The following is a 20,020-nucleotide window of genomic DNA, read 5'->3' as shown; positions in this document are numbered from 1 at the left end:
GGGTGTGCCCCACCCTGCGAACACTCTTTTGGGAACACCACTAACTCACGCGATCATATTACTCCAATCACTCCGCAACACAGTAGACGTAGTAGACCCTCTGCCCGTCCTCCGCCACGATGTCCACCCCGTGCACCTCGTTCTCGAACCCCGGGAAGCGAGAATCAAACTCCTGCGACGCCGTGAGGTAGTCGACGATCGCCCGCGTGGCCGGGGTACACCGCTCCCCCGGCATGATGACCGGGATGCCGGGCGGGTAGGGGACGACCATCACCGCAACCGTCCTCCCTTCGAGTTCGCTCGCGGGCACCGGCGTCACCTCGCCCCGCACCAGGCGGCGGTAGGCCTCCGCCGGCGTCATCGCCGCCTCAGGCAGCGTCGCGTAGACGTTCCTGAGCGTCCCGGCGATCGACTCGTCACGCAGGTAGCCGTGCATCTCCCGGCAGAGGTCGGCGAGGCCCCGCCCGGCGTACCGGGCCGGGTAGCGGCGCACGAGATCGGGGAAGACCTCCTCGATCGGGCTGTTCCCATCGTAGAGCGCCTTGAATCGGAAGAGTTCCGCAAGCAGCGTCCCGGACTTGCCCTTGGTGATCCCGAGCGTGAAGAGGACCAGGAACGAGTAGTACCCGGTCTTCTCGACGACGATCCCGCTCCCCCGGAGGTACTTCGTGACGACGGCCGCCGGTATCCCCCACTCCTCCATCCTGCCGCCCGGCCCGATCCCCGGGGTGAGGATCGTCACCTTAACGGGATCGAGCATGGCGTAGCCCTCCTCAACGCCGTCGAAACCGTGCCAGGCATCGTGCGGATTCAGGAGCCAGCAGCCGGCGTGATTTCTGAGGAGGATATCATCCGCCTCAGAAAGTGGCCTCTCCGTCTCCTCGTCCATGATGCAGTCGGGCTGCCAGACGGTGAACCACCAGTAGTCCTCCCCGGTCTGGTTCCCTGCCCGGATCTCTTCGGCCACCGTCACCATCTTCTTTCGAAAGACGATCGCCTCCTCGATCGTCTCCTCGACGAGGAACCTCCCCGAGTGCCCGGCCATCATCTTAGTGGCGACGTCGAGCGACGCAATGATGGTGTACTGGGGGGAGGTCGAGGTGAGCATCATGAACGCCTCGTTGAACCGCGGGTGGTCGACGGGGCCCCGGCCCTGCCTGACGTGGAGCATCGAGCCCTGCGAGAAGGCGGCGAGGACCTTATGGGTCGACTGGGTGGCAAAGACCGTCGGGCCGACCGCATCCGTCTTATGCATCCCGAACCTCCCGGCGTAGAGGGGGTGGAACCGGGCGTAGCCCGACCACGCCTCGTCGTAGTGGATGTAGGGGACGGTGTCGCGCAACTGCTCCTCGATCCTCTCCGCGCTGTAGCAGATCCCGTCGTAGGTGGAGTTCGTGATCACGGCCATCCTGACCGTCTGCGACGCGGGATCGTCGATGAGGGGGCAGTTCCTGATCTTCTCTGCGATGACTTCGGGACGGAACTCGCTGCTCCGGACGGGGCCGATGATCCCGTACTCGTTCCGGGCCGGGATGAGATAGATCGGGACGGCGCCGGTCATGACGATCGCGTGCATCACCGACGCGTGACAGTTCCGGTCCACGAGGACGACGTCGCCGCTGGTGACGGTTCCAAGCCAGACGATCTTGTTCGCGGCCGACGTGCCGCCGGTGACGAAGTAGGTCCGGTCGGCCCCGAAGACCTCCGCGGCCTTCCGCTCCGCCTCCCCCACGACGCCGGAATGATCGAGGAGCGAGCCGAGTTCCTGTACCGAGGCCGAGAGGTCCGCCCGCAGAGCGTTCTCCCCGAAGAAGTTGTAGAAGATCCGGCCCGGGGCGCTTTTGAGGAACGCGACGCCGCCCATGTGCCCCGGCGTGTGCCAAGAGTAGCGGTACTCCTCGACGTAGTCCATCAGCCCCCGGAAGAACGGCGGGAGGACGTCGGCGAGGTAGTTCGTTGCCGCCCGTTTGATGTGGCCGGCGATGAAGCCGGGGGTATCTTCGAGTTTCCAGATGTAGCCGTCGATCCGGGATATGACCGAGAGGGGTATCGCGGAGATCGCCAGTTTCTCGGTGTTTAAGAATATCGGGATCTTCGGGTTCCTCTCCCGGATGAGGGTGATGAGGTCCGCAACGGTGAGCGTGCCGTTTGTGGTCTCGGGGGAGAGTTCCCAGTCGATGACGATGCAGCTCGCGTGGGGGTGCGAGAGGAATGCGTGAACCCCGTCACGGGCAGTCAGTGCCTCGATGACGGGGAAGTTCTCGCGTTTCAGTTCCTTCACGATCTCGCGCGAAGCCCGTCCTTCCGCGGTATCCGAGTGCAGTTCGTCGTCGATGACGAGAACGGGAAACTCCTCCAGGTAATCCATGCAGCCACACTCCCTGAAGAGTGATCGGAAGGGGTCGCTTTAGAATCTTTTGGCCCAGGTGGGGGATGGAGGGGTATCTTGCTATGGGGGGATGAGAGGATGGAAGGCGGTGCTCTGTGAGGGGGACTCTACTCCCGTCCCTATTTCCATGGTGATGTCCACCACGGCTCACTGTATGGGGAGATCCCGAAGAAGCCCCATGCGCGGCTTTCGTGTGGGTATCGCCACGCACTGCCCCCGCCCCTCGTGGGTGGGGCTTCAGGAGGAGTTTTGTACGATAGAGACAGGGGAGGGGGGAGCAGCCCCCCTCCCCGTCAGCCCCGCCCCCAATGGCGATACCCCGCGGTCCACTGCACGGGGAGATGCGGGAGAAGGGGTGGTGTCCCGACTCGCTCTGGAGGATACGGCTTTCCATGAGTATCGCCACGCACTGCCCCCGCCCTTTGGGCGGGGGAGGAGGCCGAAGGCCGGGTGGGATGGGGGCTATAGGACAGTCTTATAGGGTAGAGACAGGAGAGGGGGCTGCCCCTGTCTCTCGCGGGTGGGGGATTGTCTGAGAATCCCTCACCCGGGCTCGAACGACGTCACGCCGAAGATCTCACGGATAGGGAGATCGAGGACGGCCTTTGTGTGGATCCGCCCCGTCTCGAAGGCGGACGACATCCCGTGGATGTACAGCCCGGCGAAGGCGAACGTCTCGCCGTCAGTTCCCCGACGAAGAACCCCCGGGATCGACGGCGTAGAAGGCCTCCGCGTCGTGAACCCCCGGGTTCCACCCCTCCTGCCCCGCCCGGTCGACGGCGATCTCGACCTCCCGCCGGTCCATCGTCCTCACACGAAATCCATCGCTGCTCACGATGTTCCTCACTATGCGGTGGATCGTCCCTGCACTTGAGCCGTCCGTAAGATAACGGGATGAGGCTCTCTCGATCTCCTGCCGGAAGAACACCCGCACGCCGCCGTTGCATCGGAGCCTGGAGAGACGGAGAGGATCGATGTGGCCCCGGAACCGACGACATTTATATACGGAAACGGACATCTACCCCCGATGACAGGCGAGGGGTCAAATTCACCAAAGGTCTGTCTGGGATTCGATATTCACTATCCCTGTTACCTCAATCCCGGATTTCGGCCAGATACGGTAAAGAGAACAAGAGATGCGAAAGACAGGTACTTTAGTCCGAATATAAAGGAAGACCTGGGAGACGTCATCGACCGTTCCTTTCGGCCGGCAACGGAGATCCTCCTCGACATCCTGGACGGCGGGTTTGCCTGCGCCCTCAGCATCTCCGGGACGGTCGTGGAGCATCTCGAGGAGTGGTACCCGGAGACGCTCGACCTCCTCTCCCGTGCGGCCACCCACCCTAACGTCGAACTCCTCGCCCAGACCTACTATCACAGCGTCGCCGGACAGTTCGCCGATCTCACGGAGTTCGAGGCCGAACTCCTCATGCACCGCGACCTGATGAAGGAACTCTTCTCCGTGGCGCCGACCGCGTTCGCCCATGCCGACTACCCCATCACCCCCGCCACCGCGAAGGTGCTCAAGGAGGCCGGAATCCGGGCGGCGGTCATCGAGGGGGGCGAGGGGCCCGCTCTTGAGAGAGACCCGAACTACACATACACCTACCGCGATCTTCCCGTCATCGTCACCCACTGCGATCTCGCCGACGATATCGCCGTGCGGTTCCCCTGGCGCGGGTGGGACAAATGGCCGCTCATGGCCGACCGGTACGCGGAATGGCTCTCCGTATCCCCCGGCGACTGCGTCACGCTCTTCCTCGACTACCGCGTCTTCGGGGATGCCATCGGGGCCGAGACGGGCATCCTCGAGTTCCTGCGGGCGCTCCCGTCCGCCCTCGCAGGGGAGGGGATAGAGAGCGTGCACCCCTCGGTGGCCGCAACATTCCCGGCCCACGGGGAGATCGGGGAGGCAACCGAACCGAAGAACCTGCAGATGACCATCCTGCAGCACTCCGCTCTCCACGCGCTCGAGGAGGCCCGGGATCTTGTCGCGGACGGGAACATCTGGCGGTGTCTTCTCGATACCGACCATATCCGCCGGATGGCCATGCGCTCGGCCTCGTGCGGAAGACCGCTCCACGCCGTCAGCCACCAGGCGGCCCACGACCACTTCGCCTCCTGCATGCGGGTGCTCTCCGACTTCGAAGAACGGTCGGCAGCCGGCGCACGGTCGCGCAAAGCCGTCCTCTCGCTCCGCTGCGTCCCGCCGGAGAAGGCATTCTACTTCTCGTCGCACGAACGGCCGGCCGGCTACGCCGCCCACAGCCTGCAGGAACTCCTGAACATGCTCGAATTTGCTCCCGACGACGTCATCCGCTACCACGTGGAGCGCGAAGACTTCTCCCGCTGGATCGACCTCGTCATCGGCGACGAGAACCTGGCGAAGAAGGTCTCGGGCGTCGCCGACCGTGCCGAACTCCGGTCGACAGTCCGAAAGAGGATTGAGAGACTATGGAATCGTTTAAAATAGCCTTCTTCTGCTGGGAGTCACTCCATTCCACCTTCAAGGTGGGCGGCCTTGCCCCGGCGGCGACCCACCTCGCCGAGCGCCTCGCCCTGAAAGGGCACGAGGTTCACTTCTTCACGCGGGGGGAAGGGAATGATGCGGCGATCAACGGCGTCCACTACCACTATTGCCTGCCGTACGGCGACAACGTCATCGAGTACTGCAGGACGATGAGCAACATGCTCGTGGACGCGTTCCGCGCTCACGACACGCCGCCGTTCGACATCCTCCACTTCCACGACTGGCACGTCGTGGAGGCGCTGCACGTTCTCCGCGACCGGAACACCGTCCTCTCCTTCCATTCAACCGAGTACGGCCGGCACGGGGGGAACTTCGGCGGCTGGTGGGAGTTCCAGGAGATATCGGGCAAGGAGTGGTACGGGGGCTACATCGCGAAGTCGGTCACGACCGTCTCCAACTCGACGAAGACCGAGGTGATGTGGCTCTACAACATCCCCGAGTGGAAGATCGCCGTCATCCCGAACGGGATCGATCCCGACGCCTACCGCACCCCGGTCGACCCGGGCGAGGTGAAGAAACGCTACGGCATCCACCCGCTCGCGCCCGTCGTTCTCTTCGTCGGCCGTCTCACCTACCAGAAGGGGCCCGACCTCCTGATGCAGGCCATACCCGAGATCCTCACCAAACGCTGGGACGTGCAGTTCCTCTTTGCCGGCACCGGGGATATGCGCGGCTACCTGGAGGGAACGGCGAACGGTCTTCCCGTGCAGTTCCTCGGCTACGTCTCTGATGAGGAGCACATCCGGCTCCTGAACGCCTGCGATCTCGTCGCCATCCCGAGCAGGAACGAGCCGTTCGGCCTCGTCCTCACGGAGGCCTGGAGCGCGGAGCGTTGCGTCGTCGCGACGGAGGTCGGGGGGCTCGCCGAGAACATCGATAACTTCAGGAACGGGATCAAGGTGCCTGTCCGGCCGGACTCGATCGCCTGGGGGGTCTGCCACCTCATCGACGACCCAGCCTACATGCAGAGGCTCGGGAAAGCCGGCAGGAGGAAGGTGATGGACAAGTTCAGGTGGAGCGTCGTCACGGAACGGATGCTCGGCGTCTACCGGGACATCCCCCGGGCGGGCGGCGATGAAGACCTCAGGGACGGGTGAGAGCGTGCAGCAGGCGTTGCCCGAGATCACGAAGACCGGGAGCCTCATCACCGACTACGACGTCTACCTCTTCCGGCAGGGGAACCACTCGCGTCTCTACGAGAAGCTGGGGGCGCATCTCGCCGTCGCCGACGGTGTGCAGGGGACGTTCTTCTCCGTCTGGGCGCCGAACGCCGCGGAGGTCTCGGTCATCGGGGACTTCAACGGGTGGAAGGCAGGCGAAAACCCGCTCGCGGCACGGGGCGACAACTCAGGCATCTGGGAGGGGTTCGTCCCGGAACTCGGCCACGGGACGCTCTACAAGTACCACATCCGGAGCAGGTACCGCGATTACCGCGTGGAGAAGGGGGATCCGTTCGCCCGCTTCTGGGAGGTTCCGCCGAAGACCGCGTCCGCCGTCTGGGATCTCTCCTACGCCTGGCGCGACCGGGCGTGGATGCGCTGCCGGGAGGAGGCGAACACCCCGGACGCTCCGGTATCCGTCTATGAGGTTCATCTCGGTTCGTGGCGGATGCAGGAGGGGCGATGCACGAATTACCAGAAGATTGCAACCGAACTCGCCGACTACCTGCTCGAGGCGGGGTTCACGCACGTCGAGTTCCTCCCGGTTATGGAGCACCCGCTCTACGCCTCCTGGGGCTACCAGACGCTCGGCTACTTCGCCCCCACGAGCAGGTACGGCACCCCGCAGGAGTTCATGCACCTCGTCGAGCACCTTCACCTGCGCGGGATCGGGGTGATCCTTGACTGGGTGCCGTCCCATTTCCCCTCCGACGGCTACGGCCTCTCCTACTTCGACGGCACCTACCTCTACGAGCACGCCCTCCCCGGCCGGCGCTACCACCCGGAATGGAAGAGTTACGTCTTCAACCTCGCGAGGAACGAGGTCAGGTCGTTTCTCATCAGCAGCGCCGTCTTCTGGCTCGAACGCTACCACGCGGACGGTCTCCGGGTCGACGCGGTCTCCTCGATGCTCTACCTCGACTACGCCCGGAGCGTCGGGGAGTGGACGCCGAACGTCTACGGCGGGCGGGAGAACCTCGAGGCAATGACGTTTCTGCGGAAGGTGAACGACACCGTCCACGCGAACTTCCCGGACGTGCTCGTCATCGCCGAGGAGGCGACCGCCTGGCCGGGGGTGACCGCCCCGACCGCGACCGGGGGGCTCGGGTTCGACCTGAAGTGGAACATGGGCTGGATGCACGATACCCTGGACTACTTCACGCTCGACCCGGTCTTTCGGAAGTACCGCCCCGATCTCCTGACGTTCAGCATATGGTATGCGTTCTCCGAGCGCTACGTTCTCCCTCTCTCGCACGACGAGGTCGTTCACGAAAAAAGTTCGTTGATCGGGAAGATGCCCGGTGACGAGTGGCGGAAACGGGCGAATCTCCGTCTCCTATATGGGTATATGTTCACGCACCCGGGCAAGAAACTCCTCTTCATGGGCGGTGAGTTCGGGCAGTGGTCGGAGTGGGGCCACGAGACGGGGCTTGAGTGGCACCTCCTGGAGTACGCGCCGCACCAGGGGATCCTCCGCTGGGTCGCCGACTTGAACCGCCTCTACCGGCGGGAGCCCGCCCTCCACGAGCGGGACGCCGATCCGGCGGGGTTCGAGTGGGTCGACTTCTCGGACGTCGAGAAGAGCGTCGTCAGTTACCTGCGGCGGGGGCGGTCGGCCGACGACGTCGCCCTGGTCGTCTGCAACTTCACGCCGGTGCCGCGCTATGGCTACCGGGTCGGCGTCCCGTTCGGCGGGTTCTGGAAGGAGGTGCTCAACAGCGATGCGATCGAGTACGGCGGGAGCAGCGTCGGGAATCTCGGCGGGGTGGAGGCGGAGCGGATTCCGGCACACGGCCGGCCGTGCTCGCTTTCGCTCACCCTGCCCCCGCTCGGGGCGGTCGTCTTCCTTCCCGAGGGGGCGTGACGAACGATGCGTGCCGTCTGCATCCACGGTCACTTCTACCAGCCCGCGCGTGAGAACCCCTGGCTCGGAGAGGTCGAAGTGCAGCGTTCCGCCGCGCCGTACCACGACTGGAACGAGCGGGTGACCGCGGAGTGCTACGCCCCGAACACCGCCGCACGCATCCTCGACGCCGACGGGTTGATCGAGGATCTCGTGAACAACTACGCACGGATCAGTTTCACGGCCGCACCAACGCTTTTTGCCTGGCTCGAGCGGCACCACCCAGAGGTGTACGATGCGATCCTCGACGCCGACCGCGAGAGCCGGGAACGCTACGGCGGCCACGGGTCTGCGATCGCCTGCTGCTACAACCACGCCATCATGCCCATCTCGACCCGGAGGGATAAACAGATCCAGGTCGCCTGGGGTGTGCGCGATTTCACGGCACGGTTCGGCCGAATGCCCGAAGGGATGTGGCTTCCGGAGACTGCGGTCGATATCGAGTCCCTGGATCTGCTGGCGGCAGCAGGGATCCGGTTTACCATCCTCGCCCCGCACCAGGCCGCAGGCGTGCGGGAGATCGGGGAGGAAGGCTGGACGGACGTCTCCGGCGGAGGGGTCGAGACAAGGATGCCCTATCTCTGCCGTCTCCCCTCCGGGCGGAGCATCGCGGTCTTCTTCTACAACGGGGCAATAGCCCGCGATGTCGCGTTCGGCGACCTGCTCTCCGACGGGGGACGGTTCGCCGGGCGATTGCTGGATGCTTTCTCCCGGGAACAGGACCGCCCCGAACTCGTGCATATCGCAACCGATGCCGAGACCTACGGCCATCACCGCACGTTCGGGGAGATGGCGCTCGCCCGCTGCCTTCGCGTCATCGAGGCGCACCGCGACGTCCGCCTCACGGTCTACGGCGAGTACCTCGAGGCCCACCCGCCCACGCACGAGGCGCTCGTCCGCGAAGGGACGTCGTGGAGCTGCGCCCACGGTGTCGAGCGGTGGCGGGGGGCGTGCGGGTGCCATAGCGGGACGCATCCCGGTTGGTCGCAGGCGTGGCGGTGCCCGCTCCGGGAGGCGATCGCCATGGTCAGGGACGCTCTCGCTCCCCGGACGGAGGAGGCGATCGCGGCCGGTGTCCGCGACGACGCCGTCGATCTCGTCCTCGACCGGTGGTCGGATGAGAGCGTTTCGGCGTTCTTCTCCCGGCACGCGTCCGGCGGCCTCTCTCCCGATGACCGGCGGCGGGTGCTCTTCCTCCTTGAAATTGAGCGGCAGGCGATGCTGATGCAGACAAGTTGCGGCTGGTTCTTCGACGACATCACGGAGCCGGGGAGCGTCCAGGTGATGCGGCACGCGAAACGGGCGATGGATCTTGCCCGGCAGGTTCTCGACCTCGACATCGAAGCGGCGTTCGTCGAGATCCTCCGCCGTGCTCCGGTGAACGATCCGGGGTACGCGACCGGCGCGGAGGTCTACGATGCCCTTGTCCGGCCGGCAGCGGTCGATCTTCCCCGGATCGCAGCCGGGGCCGCTCTCTACGCGCTCTTCGGTCTCGAGCACCCTGCGGCTGCATCGGGGATGTACGCCGTTCATGGAGACTGGCCGTACCGCCCGGCCGCCGGAGATCGTATCCTCGGGACCGTCCGGGTGCGGTCGCGGGCGACGGGGGAAGAGGCGTTCTTCGATGCAGCCGCGTTCTTCGGCGGGCTTGACCGGGTTGTCATCGGCGTGCGCGAACCCGGGGGCGATGAGGCGCTCAGGACGGTGTGGGAGAGTTCCGACCCGGCCGGAGCGATATCCGGAACCTTCTCCCGCGTCTACACCGCGTCCGACCTCTCCGAAGAGGAGCGGTGGACGATCGCCCGCGAGATCGCGCCGGTTATCGGAGAAGCGGTCTCCCAGGTCTATCGTGATTCGGCGGCGACAATCAGGGTGCTCGAAGACCTCGGGATCCCCATACCGGGAGCCGCCGCCCGTCTTCTGGCGCATGCCCGCACCGAGCGGCTGCTCGCGATGATCGGAGAGGGATGCCCCGACCCCGGGCGATTCTTCGCGCTCGTGGAGGAGGTGCGGGAGGATATCACCGAGCCCGATCTCGCGGCCCTCGGGGCGGCGGCGAGCAGGCGGATCACGCTCGCTCTCCGGGAAGCGGCGGCCCGGCCGGATGATCCGGCCCCGCTCGAAGCGATCTCCCGCATCGTCGGGTGTGCAAAGGTATTTCCGTTGCCGCTCAGTCTATGGGCGAGCCGGAAGATCTGCGTCGGGATGCGCGGGAACTACGCGGAGATGCGGGAGCGTGCCGGCAGGGGTGACGGGGGTGCAAAACGATGGACAGAAGCCTTCAGGAGAGCGGCGGCATGCCTCGGCGTGCGGGTGACGTGAGGGCGGATCGGACATGAACAGGCGGAGCAGCGGGGTTCTCCTGCATATAACGTCGCTGCCGTCGGCATACGGGATCGGCGATCTCGGGCCCGCGGCATACCGGTTCGTGGATCTCCTCAGCAGTATCGGGCAGCGCTACTGGCAGATCCTCCCGCTCAACCCGACGTGCCCGGAGTTCGCCAACTCGCCCTACCAGAGCACCTCGGCGTTCGCCGGGAACACCTGGCTCATCAGCCCCGAGCAGATGGTCGCGGACGGCTTCCTTGCCCCGGAGGATATCTCAGACCCACCCGGTTTTTCCGGAGACCGGATTGATTATCATGCGGTTCTCGACTACAAGAACGGTCTCTTCGATACGGCGTTCGAGCGGTTCAAGCAGCAAGGCTGCGATTTTCGCTACGAGGATTTTGCGGCCGGAAACACGTCATGGCTCAACGACTACGCTATCTTCGTTGCCCTCAAGGGTGAGTTCCCGGGAAAGGTGTGGAGCGACTGGCCGACCGGAATTCGGGACCGGCGCGAGGAAGCGCTCCGAAAACGCGGCACCGAACTTGCCGACCGGATCTTGCGGGAGAAGTTCCTCCAGTACGTCTTCGACCGGCAGTGGCAGGCGCTGAAAGTCCATTGCCGCGCACGCCACCTCCAGATCATCGGGGATGTCCCCATATACGTCACCTACGACAGCGTCGATCTCTGGGCGAACCCGGGGCTCTTCAAACTTGACGAGCAGAAGAAACCGGCGGCCGTATCGGGCGTGCCCCCGGATGCGTTCAGCGATACCGGGCAACTCTGGGGGAACCCGGTCTACAACTGGGATGCGCACCGGGAGCAGGGGTTCGCGTGGTGGGAGAGCCGGATCGACCGCACCCTCGCTCTCGTCGACCGGCTGCGCCTCGACCACTTCCGGGGGTTCGTGCAGTACTGGGAGGTGCCTGCCGGCGATGAGACCGCCCGGAACGGGCGCTGGGTCGATGCCCCCGGCCGGGACCTCTTCACCCTGCTTGCCCGGAGCAGGCCGTGCCTTCCCATCATCGCCGAAGACCTCGGCCACATCACCCCCGACGTCCACGAGATGATGGCCTACTTCGGGTTCCCGGGGATGAAGATCATGACCTTCGGCTTCTCCGGCGACGTCGCGCAAAACCCGCACGCGCCGCACAACTTCGCAAAGGGCTGTGTCGCCTACACCGGAACGCACGACAACAACACCGTCCGGGGGTGGTTCGAACACGAGACCTCCGAGGAGCAGAAGAACCTCCTCTTCCGCTACATCGGCGGATCGGTGAGCGGCGATGAGGTGTACCGGATCCTCATCCGTCTCGCGATGCTCTCCCCTGCCGATACCGTCATCGTCCCGATGCAGGACATCCTCGGCCTCGGGGAGGAGGCGCGGATGAATCGGCCGGGCACGACGGAGGCGAACTGGGAGTGGCGGCTCCGGCCGGACCAGATGGGTGAAGAGGGGATGCGGGAGTTTGCCGAGGCGACGGGGATTTATGGGAGGGGGTGAGGGGGGGTGTTGAGGGTTACAGAGATTCATTACAACGTGGAGACAGGGGAGGGGGGATGCTCCCCCCTCCCCGTCAGCCCCACCCCTAGTGGCGATATCCAGTGGGAATCCGTGCACACCATATGCAACAGGTAAGAACGAAGCAACCAACAGAGGAGTTAAACCCGCCCTACATCGTCACCGTATCGCCCCGTGGGAGAATCACAACAGGAAGTGGCCGAGCAACCCCTTGCACCCCCAGCCCCTTCCCTTCATCCATCCCGCAGACGCCCGGCGCACCATTCACCAGGATCGCCGCTCAGATCCTGACGCCTCTCAACAAGCACCATATTAACACCTATTTTTTATTTTCTCACTATTTTGAGAAAATATGAAAACATATATAATAATAAACAGGGACAGTACACCAACCAAAAGGGGACAGGATTCATGGAATACTCCATACACGATCAGTTCGATCACGTCCCGGAGCGGCTCTCCGGACTCGTCGACCTCGCATACAACCTCTGGTGGAGCTGGAACGCGGAAGCCCGGACACTCTTCAAGTAACTGAACAACCAGGCGTGGAAAGCAAGCGCCCACAACCCGGTCAGGATGCTGCGCGAGATCCCGGTCGAGCTCCTGAACCGGGCGGCGGCGGACCCCGCCTACTGCCACCGCTACGAGATCGTCATGCACCGGTTCAGGACGTACATGAGCGCCGCCGGAACCTGGTTTGCTGAAGAGTACGGCGACCGATCCCCGCTTCCCGTCGCCTACTTCTCGGCGGAGTACGGGCTCCATCACTCGCTTCCCATCTACGCAGGGGGGCTCGGGTTCCTCGCCGGAGACCACCTGAAGGAGGCAAGCGACCTCGGATTCCCGATGGTCGCCGTCGGGTTCCTCTACTCGCAGGGCTACCTGCACCAGCAGGTCAACTCCGACGGCTGGCAGGAGGACGTCACCGAACCCTTCGACCGCGATGCGGCGCCCGTCACCCCCGTGCTCGATGCCGACGGCGAAGACCTGGTGGTCCGGGTTCCCCACATCGACCCGCCCATCTACGTCGCCGCCCGGAAGGTGCAGGTCGGCAGGATCCCGCTCTACCTCCTCGATACGGATATCCCCTGTAACGACCCCGAGAACCGGGGCATATCGTCCCGTCTTTATGCCGGCGACCGGGAGCAGCGGCTCCGGCAGGAGATCGTCCTCGGCATCGGCGGGAGGAAGGTGCTCCACGCCCTCGGCATCGAGTACGCGGCGGTGCACCTGAACGAAGGCCACCCGGCGTTCGCGCTGCTCGAACGGATCCGCGAGCGGGTCGAGCGGGGGATGGAGTTTGAGGGGGCGCTCCGCGAGGTGCGGGCGACCTCCGTCTTCACCACGCATACGCCCGTTCCTGCAGGCCACGACGTCTTCTCCGTCGACCTCATCGACCGCTACTTCGCGCCCTACTACGCGGCGCTCGGCATCGACCGGACGAGGTTCCTGCAGCTCGGCGTCCACCCGGAGAGCCCCGCCTCGGGATTCAACATGACCGCGTTCGCCCTGCGCGCGTCGGCGCATCATAATGGGGTCTCGCGCGCAAACGGGGCCGTCGCCTCCGATATGTGGCAATGCCTCTGGCCCGGGACAACGGAATCGGCGGCGCCCATCGACTACGTCACGAACGGCGTCCACGTGCCGACCTGGCTGAACCCCCGGATGAAGGCGCTCTACGACCGGTATATCGGGCCGACGTCTCCCGACTGGCTCCCGGAGCACGACGACCCGGCGATATGGGAACTCGTCGACGAGATCCCGGACGCCGAACTCTGGGAACTGCATCTCCGGCTGAAGACGAAACTCATCAACCGGCTCCGGGAGCGCGAACGGCTCCGATGGACGGCGCGCTCCGGCGGGGCGCCGAACCCGGCAGCGGGAGGCGGGTTCCTCAACCCCTCCGTCCTGACGATCGGGTTTGCCCGGCGGTTCTCGACCTACAAGCGTGCATACCTCATTTTCGAGGATCTCGACCGGTTGAAACGCATCCTGAACAACCCCTGGCGCCCCGTCCAGATCATCTTCGCCGGTAAAGCCCACCCGGCCGACAACGAGGGCAAGGAAGTGCTCCGGCAGATCTACCGCTACACGCAGGACGCGGAGTTTGGAGGGCGGGTCGCGTTCATCGAGGACTACAACGACCAGGTGGCCCGGTACCTGGTGCACGGCGTCGACGTCTGGCTGAACAACCCCCTGCCCCCGATGGAGGCAAGCGGCACGAGCGGGATGAAGGCGTCGCTCAACGGGGTGCTGAACCTCTCCATCATGGACGGGTGGTGGATCGAAGGCTACAACGGCAGAAACGGATGGGCGTTCGGGGAAGCGGCAGCCGACTGCGAGGCGAGAGACGCCGTCGACGCCGGGGCGATCTACGACCTCCTGGAGAACGAGGTCGTCCCGCTCTACTACGACCGTTCCATCGACGGTACCCCCCACGGCTGGGTAACGATGATGAAAGAGGCGATCAAGAGCAACGGCCCCCGGTTCTCATCCCGCCGGATGGTGAAGGAGTACGTCGCCCGGTACTACCCGTCGCTCCTGAAGGCCGCGGGGACGGCATACGCCCCAAACCCGGCGACGGCGAAACCCCGGCAATCGCCGGTCTGGAACCCGCAGGTGCAGGGGAAGGAAGCTGACGATCTCTTCTCCCCGTGAGCACGTGAGACGCCGGGCCCTCCTATAGGGAGACCTCCGGGGCGATCCCGGAGCGGTTGCCCTTACGGGCCCCCCTCCTTCGCCCCTCCCCGGTGCCCCGCTCCCCATGCGGTGTTCTGCCGCCGGCCCGTGCAACACGCTTCCGTGTCTCTTCGTCGGCGGCCTGAAGACCCCGCTCGGTGTGCGGTGCCCTGCCCCCGGCGCTCGCGACCCGCTGCCGGGTCTCAATGCTTGCCGCCCGAAGACCCCGTTCGGTGTGCGGCGCCATCCCGCCGATCTTCGCGACCCGCTGCCGGGTCGCTTCGTCTGCCAATGCAAGACCGCGTTTTGTCCGTCGCTTCTTGCCGGTCATAGCCAACCCCCCGGGTCGTCCGGGTCATCGGGCACCCCGTGCATCCGCTGCCGGGCAGGGGTATCTCCGCTCCATCCTGCCGCCATCCGTCTTGCCATGAGGGGCGGGTGAATGGAACAACTATTATAAAATGGTTATTCTGCTGCTGGAACAGCAAAATACTGCTGATTCGGACAGGACAGTCCACTGAAACGGATGGGTATTTCAGAGGTTCAGTGCGGGAGATGTTCAGACCCTGCCCTGCATCTCCCTGATCATCCGCCGTATCCGACCGAACTGCACCTCCGGCCGGGTAATGATACAGAGATATTCATTGCCGTAGGGAGCGACAATGATGTTTCCGTCGCGATAAAAGATTGTCATCTGTACGAATTCCCCGTGTGACGGTGCAATCGATTCCAGGCGGAACGCCCACCGGAGCAGGTCTTCGGCAACGGCGACGGTATAGTCGGCATCGATCTTCCCGACCGATGAGGTGCAGAGGCCGTCGGCAAAACAGGCAACGGCGGTCACCCCGGGATGCCGGAGCAGCGCCCCGAACGGATCGGGTTCATCCCCGGAAGATGCAGCGACTTCGTGCTCCGCGGCCCCGGCCCCGGTATCTTCCTGCCTCTCGTTCTCCACAGTTTCGGCCACGACATCTTCTTGCCCGTCGTTCTCCGCGGACTGGCCTGTCACGGGAGAGCCGTTGCCGGGCTGCAGGAGGGCCTGCATCTCTGCCGATACAGCGAGAGCCGCTTGCATCTCCCCGGGCTCGTACCGGTAGAGGCCGAAGTCGAGGATCGGCTGACTGCCGAAGTACTTCAACGCCGACGGCCCGCTCAGGGACTTCAGCGGGTGCATGAACTGTGCGGCGAGAGGTTCTCCCTTCCGCACCAGCATAAACCCCTCTCCGTCCTGCATCCTGATCCGTACCACTCCGGAAAAACGGGTCGTGTGGGAGAAGATCCATCGGAGCGGCGCCTGCATCTCTCCGATGGCCGTTCCGTCCGGCAAATTATCCGTCATTCGTAACCCTGCCCGACCGCATCCAATCTGTCGAAAACAAGCGTCTTCACCGCCCGTTTCCCCTACTCGGCGTCGTCCTTGGCAAGGGTGTCGAGGATCATGTAGGAGTTGATCAGGCGGTTGAACGCGACTGCGAGTTCGCCGATCTCATCGTTGCTCGTCACCGTGATCTCGACGTTTGTGAGATCGCCCTGGCTTGCACTGGTCGCGGCCTTCGATAGCTGCTCGATGGGGTTCGTGATGCTCTTTGCAAGGAAGAAACTCCACATAAAGACCACGAAGACCGTGAGCAGGGTCATGATGATGATGCTGTTCTGCAGGCCGAGCGTGGCGATGACGCTCCCGGTGTCCCCCGCCGAGACGATTCCCAGCAGGAAGATGGGGATGACCGCAACGGTGAGCATGCTCGCCATAAGTTTGTAGAAGATCGGGATCTGGATAGTGAGGCCGTCCTGGAACACCCCGATCTCCTGCGAGAAGGTATCAGCCATGAGAGAGTATTTCCCCATTTTAGTATATTAATTTATTCATTACCAAAAAATGATGTAGAGTCAATATATCAGATTTTAATAGATCTAAATAGGCAGTCAGCGATTTCAGGCATTTTTATGTACCTTTGAACATAATATCCGGAATTCCCGGATATCACAGTGTCCTTGAATTTCAGTATATACGTACGTATGAAGATCGTTTCTACTCCCGCTGCAATCTGCGAATGTTTTTCACGCCCGGGCCTGCCGGGCATCTTGCCCGGGAGGCGTTCTCCGGACTGCAGAACGCCCGGCGTGAAACGGCTGTCCAGAGGGGCATCGACAGATTGATACGGGTACGGAGGAGTTGGGATGAGCGCAGCCTCCCGCACCGTGGCGGGGGTTGAGGGTTCGTGGTATGACGCTTGTGATTGCTTTCATCGGAGAACAGGGCGCCGTGATGGCGGGAGATATGCGAGAGATCGCGTTCGGAGGGGACGATTCCCTCATCGAAGAGCTGGAGCGCGAACTCTACGGCGGTTCGATCGCCTCCGACAGAGACCTCGCGGAGCGGGCGGACGCGATCGGGGTGACGGTCCGGGTCCGGGACGACAAAGCCAAGGTCTCGCAGCGGGACGGGGTGCTCGTCGGCGAGGTGACCGAGACGGAGGGGGTGAAGACCTCAAGAAGGAGGCTCTATGCTACGAAGGGGAGGTACGCGATCGCCGATGTCGTCGATTCACGGCTGCGGGTGACGCAGAGGGGGAGAGCGAGCAACTTCGTGGTGCTGGGAAACGATATCACGAAAGAGGTTGCCAACCAGTGCATCCGGGGGATGTGGGAAGGGGGAACGATCCAGGATGCCCTGCGTCTCATCATGCTCACCATGCAGATAGCGGCAAGCGTAACGGCGTCGGTGAGCAGAACGTTCGTACTGGTGCATACCGATATCGCGGCGGATATCTCGGGGGCTATCGCTAACGATTCCCGAAAAGGACAAAACCCGGATTGAGTTCGCCCCCGATCAGGTACGGAGCCCTGCCGGAGACAGGCGACGATGCCTCAAGCCCCGGCGCGCAAAATGCGGGGGTTATTGACTGAGATAGTTGTGCTTTTTGAGCCAGTCTACCTGGGGCCTGATGTACCGGTAGACGATATCGCACTTCTCATCCTGGAAACTCCAGGGGACGACAATCAGGAGGTCGCCTTCGCGTATCCAGAGCCGCTTCTTGATCTTGCCCTTTATTCTTCCCGTGCGCGTGACGCCGTCCTCGCAGCGGACGCGGATGTGGTTTGCTCCGAGCATCAGGTCGGCTCGGCCGAAGATCTCGCGATTCCGTTTCTTCGGCAACCGTACGCGAATGATCTCGTTGCCTTCGTTATTCTGTGTCCCTCGTGTATTTGTCAGTTAATCAACTCCCTAACAGGCGGCGGTGCGGCCCGCCCAATATTTTCCTGGGAGTGTATATCAATGACCCGGGCCACCATTAAGGTATCTGTCCCGGGGAAGATCCGCACAACCGCGACCACAGAGTGGACGGCCTTCCGGTTTAGAGGCATGATGCCGGCAGCGAGTGCGGCCACCTGCCGGGAGAGTTGACTCCAAACCGCTCTCCGGTTTTTCTTCCGAAGAATAATTAAGGTTTGAGCGTACATGTGTGAAGAGGATCTTTGAATGGAAAGCAACAAGCTGTACGTCGGTAACCTCACCTACTCGGTAAATGAAGAGCAACTGAAAGAACTGTTCAGCCAGTACGGGACGGTGAACGACGTCAGAGTCATCGAGCGCAAAGGGTTCGGGTTTGTCGAGATGTCCAGCCCCGAAGAGGCTGAGGCAGCAAAGGAAGCCCTGAACAACACCGTATTCGAAGGCCGTACCATGAAGATCGACGAAGCTCGGCCCCCGAGACCGAGAAGCGACTTCAGGCGGTACTAGGCATATCCCCGAAGAACAGTATTCCGAATATCTCACATTTTTGAAGAGTCGGGGTTCATGCGAACCTCACCTCTGATTGTCCGGTATGGACGGTTCCGTTCCCGGTTCCTGTCGTTGCAGGCGTTCCGACGTGACCGGGTACGGATCCGGAATGCTGGCTCTCCCGTCATGAGGCTATCTCCCGTGCGATTGTGCGGCAGGATGGGTGACCTGCCCGCCCGGTGCAGCCGCCACCACCCCCAGCCCGAAACTCCCTCTCGTCGTATTGCAGGTATTTTCTCCAAACGCGACAGCAACGTTTTTATTTGATCGGAGCTATGGTGGCGGCCTGTGTCTCGCGATGCGGGATGCAGGTAAATGAGGTGGTGAGAACTATGGCAGAAGAGAGACCTTCAGTTAAAGGCGGAATGGCCTCTGCAGCACAGGCTTCCTCCGTCCAGGAACTGAGTGCATCCGCATTCCAGAAGTTCCTCAGCGGTATGGACTACCCCGCCGGTAAGCAGGACCTGATCAGCCACGCACGGAAGAACAACGCACCCGACGCGGTGATCCAGGTCCTCGAGATGTTCCAGGACAAGTCTTTCCAGTCCGCAGCAGACGTGAGCCGGGAGTTCGGCAGGGTTAAATAACCCCACATATTTTTTGCACCGCGGCGTCAGTCGCGATTCTTTGTATCCCTTATTCCTCGAAGGTGAACTCCGCCGCCCAGTCGAACCCCGGGTTCTCTTCGTACCACTGCGGCCAGTGAGACGACCAGGCAGGCACACCCACTTCCCGAACCCGTTCGGTGGCCGGGAGATAGGGCTTGATGTCCAGCACCGGCGTCGCGTCGTCGGCATCGATATACGCGACCCTGATGATGCCCGATGCAGTATCGATATCCACGACCGGAACCACCGAGAGCGCGATCGGGTTCGGCCGGACGGGTGACCGGGTGGCGAAGATCCCGACCGTTTCCGGCCCCCTCGTGTACGGTTTTTTGCAGACCGTCTCGCTCCGGCACTCCGGCGTATCGACCCGGTCGCTCCACCAGAGCACGACGATATGGCTGAACCCCTCCAGTTCCTGGAGCGCGGGCCGGAACGGCCCGGCAACCTCGATCGAGAACGATTCATCGTCGGCATGCACGATGCCGACCGGTTTTACGGTGAAGGTGCGCGTATCCATAACGATGCCTCTCCCTGGTTCAGGGTTGGAGCAGGAGGATAAAAGGGGTTCGAGTCTGCCCCGTGGCAGGGTTGCGGCACCGCCCGAATCGCCTCCCCTCCCTGCTGCAGGAGCGGGAGCGGAGATGTTATGAGGCGGTTTTCCATGGGAATATAAAGAAGAACCGCCTAATGCCCCAATGGGGAGACCCCGAGAGGAGGATTAATCGACATGGCAGACGAGACGGAGAAGAAGATGCCTAACCCCGCGGACAGGTTCTGCTGGGGTGCAGACGATCTCATCATCACGCGGAAGCAAGAAAAGGACGAGCCGAAACCGGACAATACGATCGTTTACTGAGCGGCCGGGCGCAGCCGACCGCTCCCGTCTCCGGCGTTTTCAAACTCCCCGGACGACGGCGCTAAACGTATCCCGTGATCGGAGTAATCCTGAAAAAGCGCATGCGAGAGGCCGGATTCGAACCGGCGAACTCCTACGAGACCAGGCCCTGAACCTGGCGCCTTTGACCTGGCTTGGCAACTCTCGCGCGAATGTTGGCGAACCTCAGCCGTTGGCGTGTCCCGGCGTTCTTCGCGCCCAATACTGTAGCATCTCCAA

At 63.3% G+C, this 20,020-nt stretch carries 17 protein-coding genes, 1 tRNA gene and 1 pseudogene; 10 read left to right on the top strand and 9 right to left on the bottom strand.

Annotation, left to right across the window (positions count from 1 at the left end):
* Nucleotides 1-67: 67 nt before the first annotated feature.
* Both L21_RS10465 and L21_RS14470 read right to left on the bottom strand, forming a co-directional pair.
* On the bottom strand, nt 68-2,368 hold the full coding sequence (locus L21_RS10465) for an Orn/Lys/Arg family decarboxylase (protein WP_074370412.1): 2,301 nt from the start codon (nt 2,366-2,368) through the stop codon (nt 68-70).
* A gap of 703 nt (nt 2,369-3,071) precedes the next feature.
* Nucleotides 3,072-3,203 (bottom strand): hypothetical protein, encoded by a 132-nt coding sequence (locus L21_RS14470; protein WP_256713029.1) that lies wholly within the window; start codon nt 3,201-3,203, stop codon nt 3,072-3,074.
* A gap of 213 nt (nt 3,204-3,416) precedes the next feature.
* On the opposite strand from L21_RS14470, the gene L21_RS10455 reads away from it, so the two are divergent.
* The 6 genes and pseudogenes from L21_RS10455 to glgP all read left to right on the top strand — a co-directional run bounded on the left by L21_RS10455 (nt 3,417) and on the right by glgP (nt 14,490).
* Nucleotides 3,417-4,862, top strand: coding sequence for a glycoside hydrolase family 57 protein (locus tag L21_RS10455; RefSeq protein ID WP_074370410.1), 1,446 nt, complete (start codon nt 3,417-3,419; stop codon nt 4,860-4,862).
* Nucleotides 4,844-6,016, top strand: a complete 1,173-nt coding sequence (locus tag L21_RS10450) for a glycosyltransferase family 4 protein (RefSeq protein WP_074370409.1) — start codon at nt 4,844-4,846, stop codon at nt 6,014-6,016. The genes L21_RS10455 and L21_RS10450 overlap by 19 nt, the downstream gene beginning before the upstream one ends.
* Nucleotides 5,994-7,943, top strand: a complete 1,950-nt coding sequence (gene glgB, locus L21_RS10445) for a 1,4-alpha-glucan branching protein GlgB (protein ID WP_256713026.1) — start codon at nt 5,994-5,996, stop codon at nt 7,941-7,943. Before L21_RS10450 ends, glgB begins: the two co-directional genes overlap by 23 nt.
* A gap of 6 nt (nt 7,944-7,949) precedes the next feature.
* Entirely contained in the window at nt 7,950-10,304 is a 2,355-nt protein-coding gene (locus L21_RS10440; protein WP_074370408.1) for a DUF3536 domain-containing protein, read from the top strand.
* Between the two features lie 13 nt (nt 10,305-10,317).
* Nucleotides 10,318-11,814: a 4-alpha-glucanotransferase gene (malQ, locus tag L21_RS10435; RefSeq protein WP_074370407.1), complete on the top strand. Its 1,497-nt coding sequence runs from the start codon at nt 10,318-10,320 to the stop codon at nt 11,812-11,814.
* A 429-nt stretch (nt 11,815-12,243) separates the two neighbouring features.
* A pseudogene (glgP, locus tag L21_RS10430) lies at nt 12,244-14,490 on the top strand (alpha-glucan family phosphorylase).
* A 22-nt stretch (nt 14,491-14,512) separates the two neighbouring features.
* On the opposite strand, the gene L21_RS10425 reads toward glgP, so the two are convergent.
* The 4 genes from L21_RS10425 to L21_RS13910 form a co-directional block, all read right to left on the bottom strand.
* Entirely contained in the window at nt 14,513-14,842 is a 330-nt protein-coding gene (locus tag L21_RS10425) for a hypothetical protein (RefSeq protein WP_074370406.1), read from the bottom strand.
* A 228-nt stretch (nt 14,843-15,070) separates the two neighbouring features.
* On the bottom strand, nt 15,071-15,850 hold the full coding sequence (locus tag L21_RS10420; RefSeq protein WP_074370405.1) for a roadblock/LC7 domain-containing protein: 780 nt from the start codon (nt 15,848-15,850) through the stop codon (nt 15,071-15,073).
* Nucleotides 15,851-15,912: 62 nt separating this feature from the next.
* On the bottom strand, nt 15,913-16,341 hold the full coding sequence (locus L21_RS10415; protein WP_178377720.1) for a HAMP domain-containing protein: 429 nt from the start codon (nt 16,339-16,341) through the stop codon (nt 15,913-15,915).
* 68 nt (nt 16,342-16,409) lie between these two features.
* Nucleotides 16,410-16,712, bottom strand: a complete 303-nt coding sequence (locus tag L21_RS13910) for a hypothetical protein (RefSeq protein ID WP_143727277.1) — start codon at nt 16,710-16,712, stop codon at nt 16,410-16,412.
* A gap of 26 nt (nt 16,713-16,738) precedes the next feature.
* Here L21_RS13910 and L21_RS10410 point away from each other — a divergent pair, with 26 nt between their 5' ends.
* On the top strand, nt 16,739-17,332 hold the full coding sequence (locus L21_RS10410; RefSeq protein WP_074370403.1) for an MJ0548 connectase family domain-containing protein: 594 nt from the start codon (nt 16,739-16,741) through the stop codon (nt 17,330-17,332).
* Between the two features lie 78 nt (nt 17,333-17,410).
* Here L21_RS10410 and eif1A read toward each other — a convergent pair whose 3' ends face one another.
* On the bottom strand, nt 17,411-17,728 hold the full coding sequence (eif1A, locus tag L21_RS10405; RefSeq protein ID WP_074370402.1) for a translation initiation factor eIF-1A: 318 nt from the start codon (nt 17,726-17,728) through the stop codon (nt 17,411-17,413).
* 267 nt (nt 17,729-17,995) lie between these two features.
* Between eif1A and L21_RS10395 the strand changes: the two genes are divergently transcribed.
* Nucleotides 17,996-18,256 carry an RNA recognition motif domain-containing protein gene (locus L21_RS10395; protein ID WP_048184174.1) on the top strand — a complete coding sequence of 87 codons (261 nt, stop codon included), beginning with the start codon at nt 17,996-17,998 and terminating at the stop codon, nt 18,254-18,256.
* Nucleotides 18,257-18,630: 374 nt separating this feature from the next.
* Complete coding sequence (locus L21_RS10390) at nt 18,631-18,885, top strand: DUF2795 domain-containing protein (RefSeq protein ID WP_178377719.1); 255 nt, start codon at nt 18,631-18,633, stop codon at nt 18,883-18,885.
* Nucleotides 18,886-18,934: 49 nt separating this feature from the next.
* Here the strand turns inward: L21_RS10390 and L21_RS10385 are convergent, their stop codons facing one another.
* Nucleotides 18,935-19,423 (bottom strand): SAM-dependent methyltransferase, encoded by a 489-nt coding sequence (locus tag L21_RS10385; protein ID WP_074370400.1) that lies wholly within the window; start codon nt 19,421-19,423, stop codon nt 18,935-18,937.
* A gap of 210 nt (nt 19,424-19,633) precedes the next feature.
* Between L21_RS10385 and L21_RS14465 the strand changes: the two genes are divergently transcribed.
* Complete coding sequence (locus tag L21_RS14465; protein ID WP_256713020.1) at nt 19,634-19,762, top strand: hypothetical protein; 129 nt, start codon at nt 19,634-19,636, stop codon at nt 19,760-19,762.
* Nucleotides 19,763-19,864: 102 nt separating this feature from the next.
* Here L21_RS14465 and L21_RS10380 read toward each other — a convergent pair.
* Nucleotides 19,865-19,949, bottom strand: a tRNA-Leu gene (locus L21_RS10380).
* Nucleotides 19,950-20,020 lie beyond the last annotated feature (71 nt).

Source organism: Methanoculleus chikugoensis, assembly GCF_900095385.1.
Classification (GTDB): domain Archaea; phylum Halobacteriota; class Methanomicrobia; order Methanomicrobiales; family Methanoculleaceae; genus Methanoculleus; species Methanoculleus chikugoensis_A.
The sequence above is the reverse complement of the archived record's forward strand: the minus strand, read 5'-3'. Positions and strand labels throughout refer to the sequence as shown.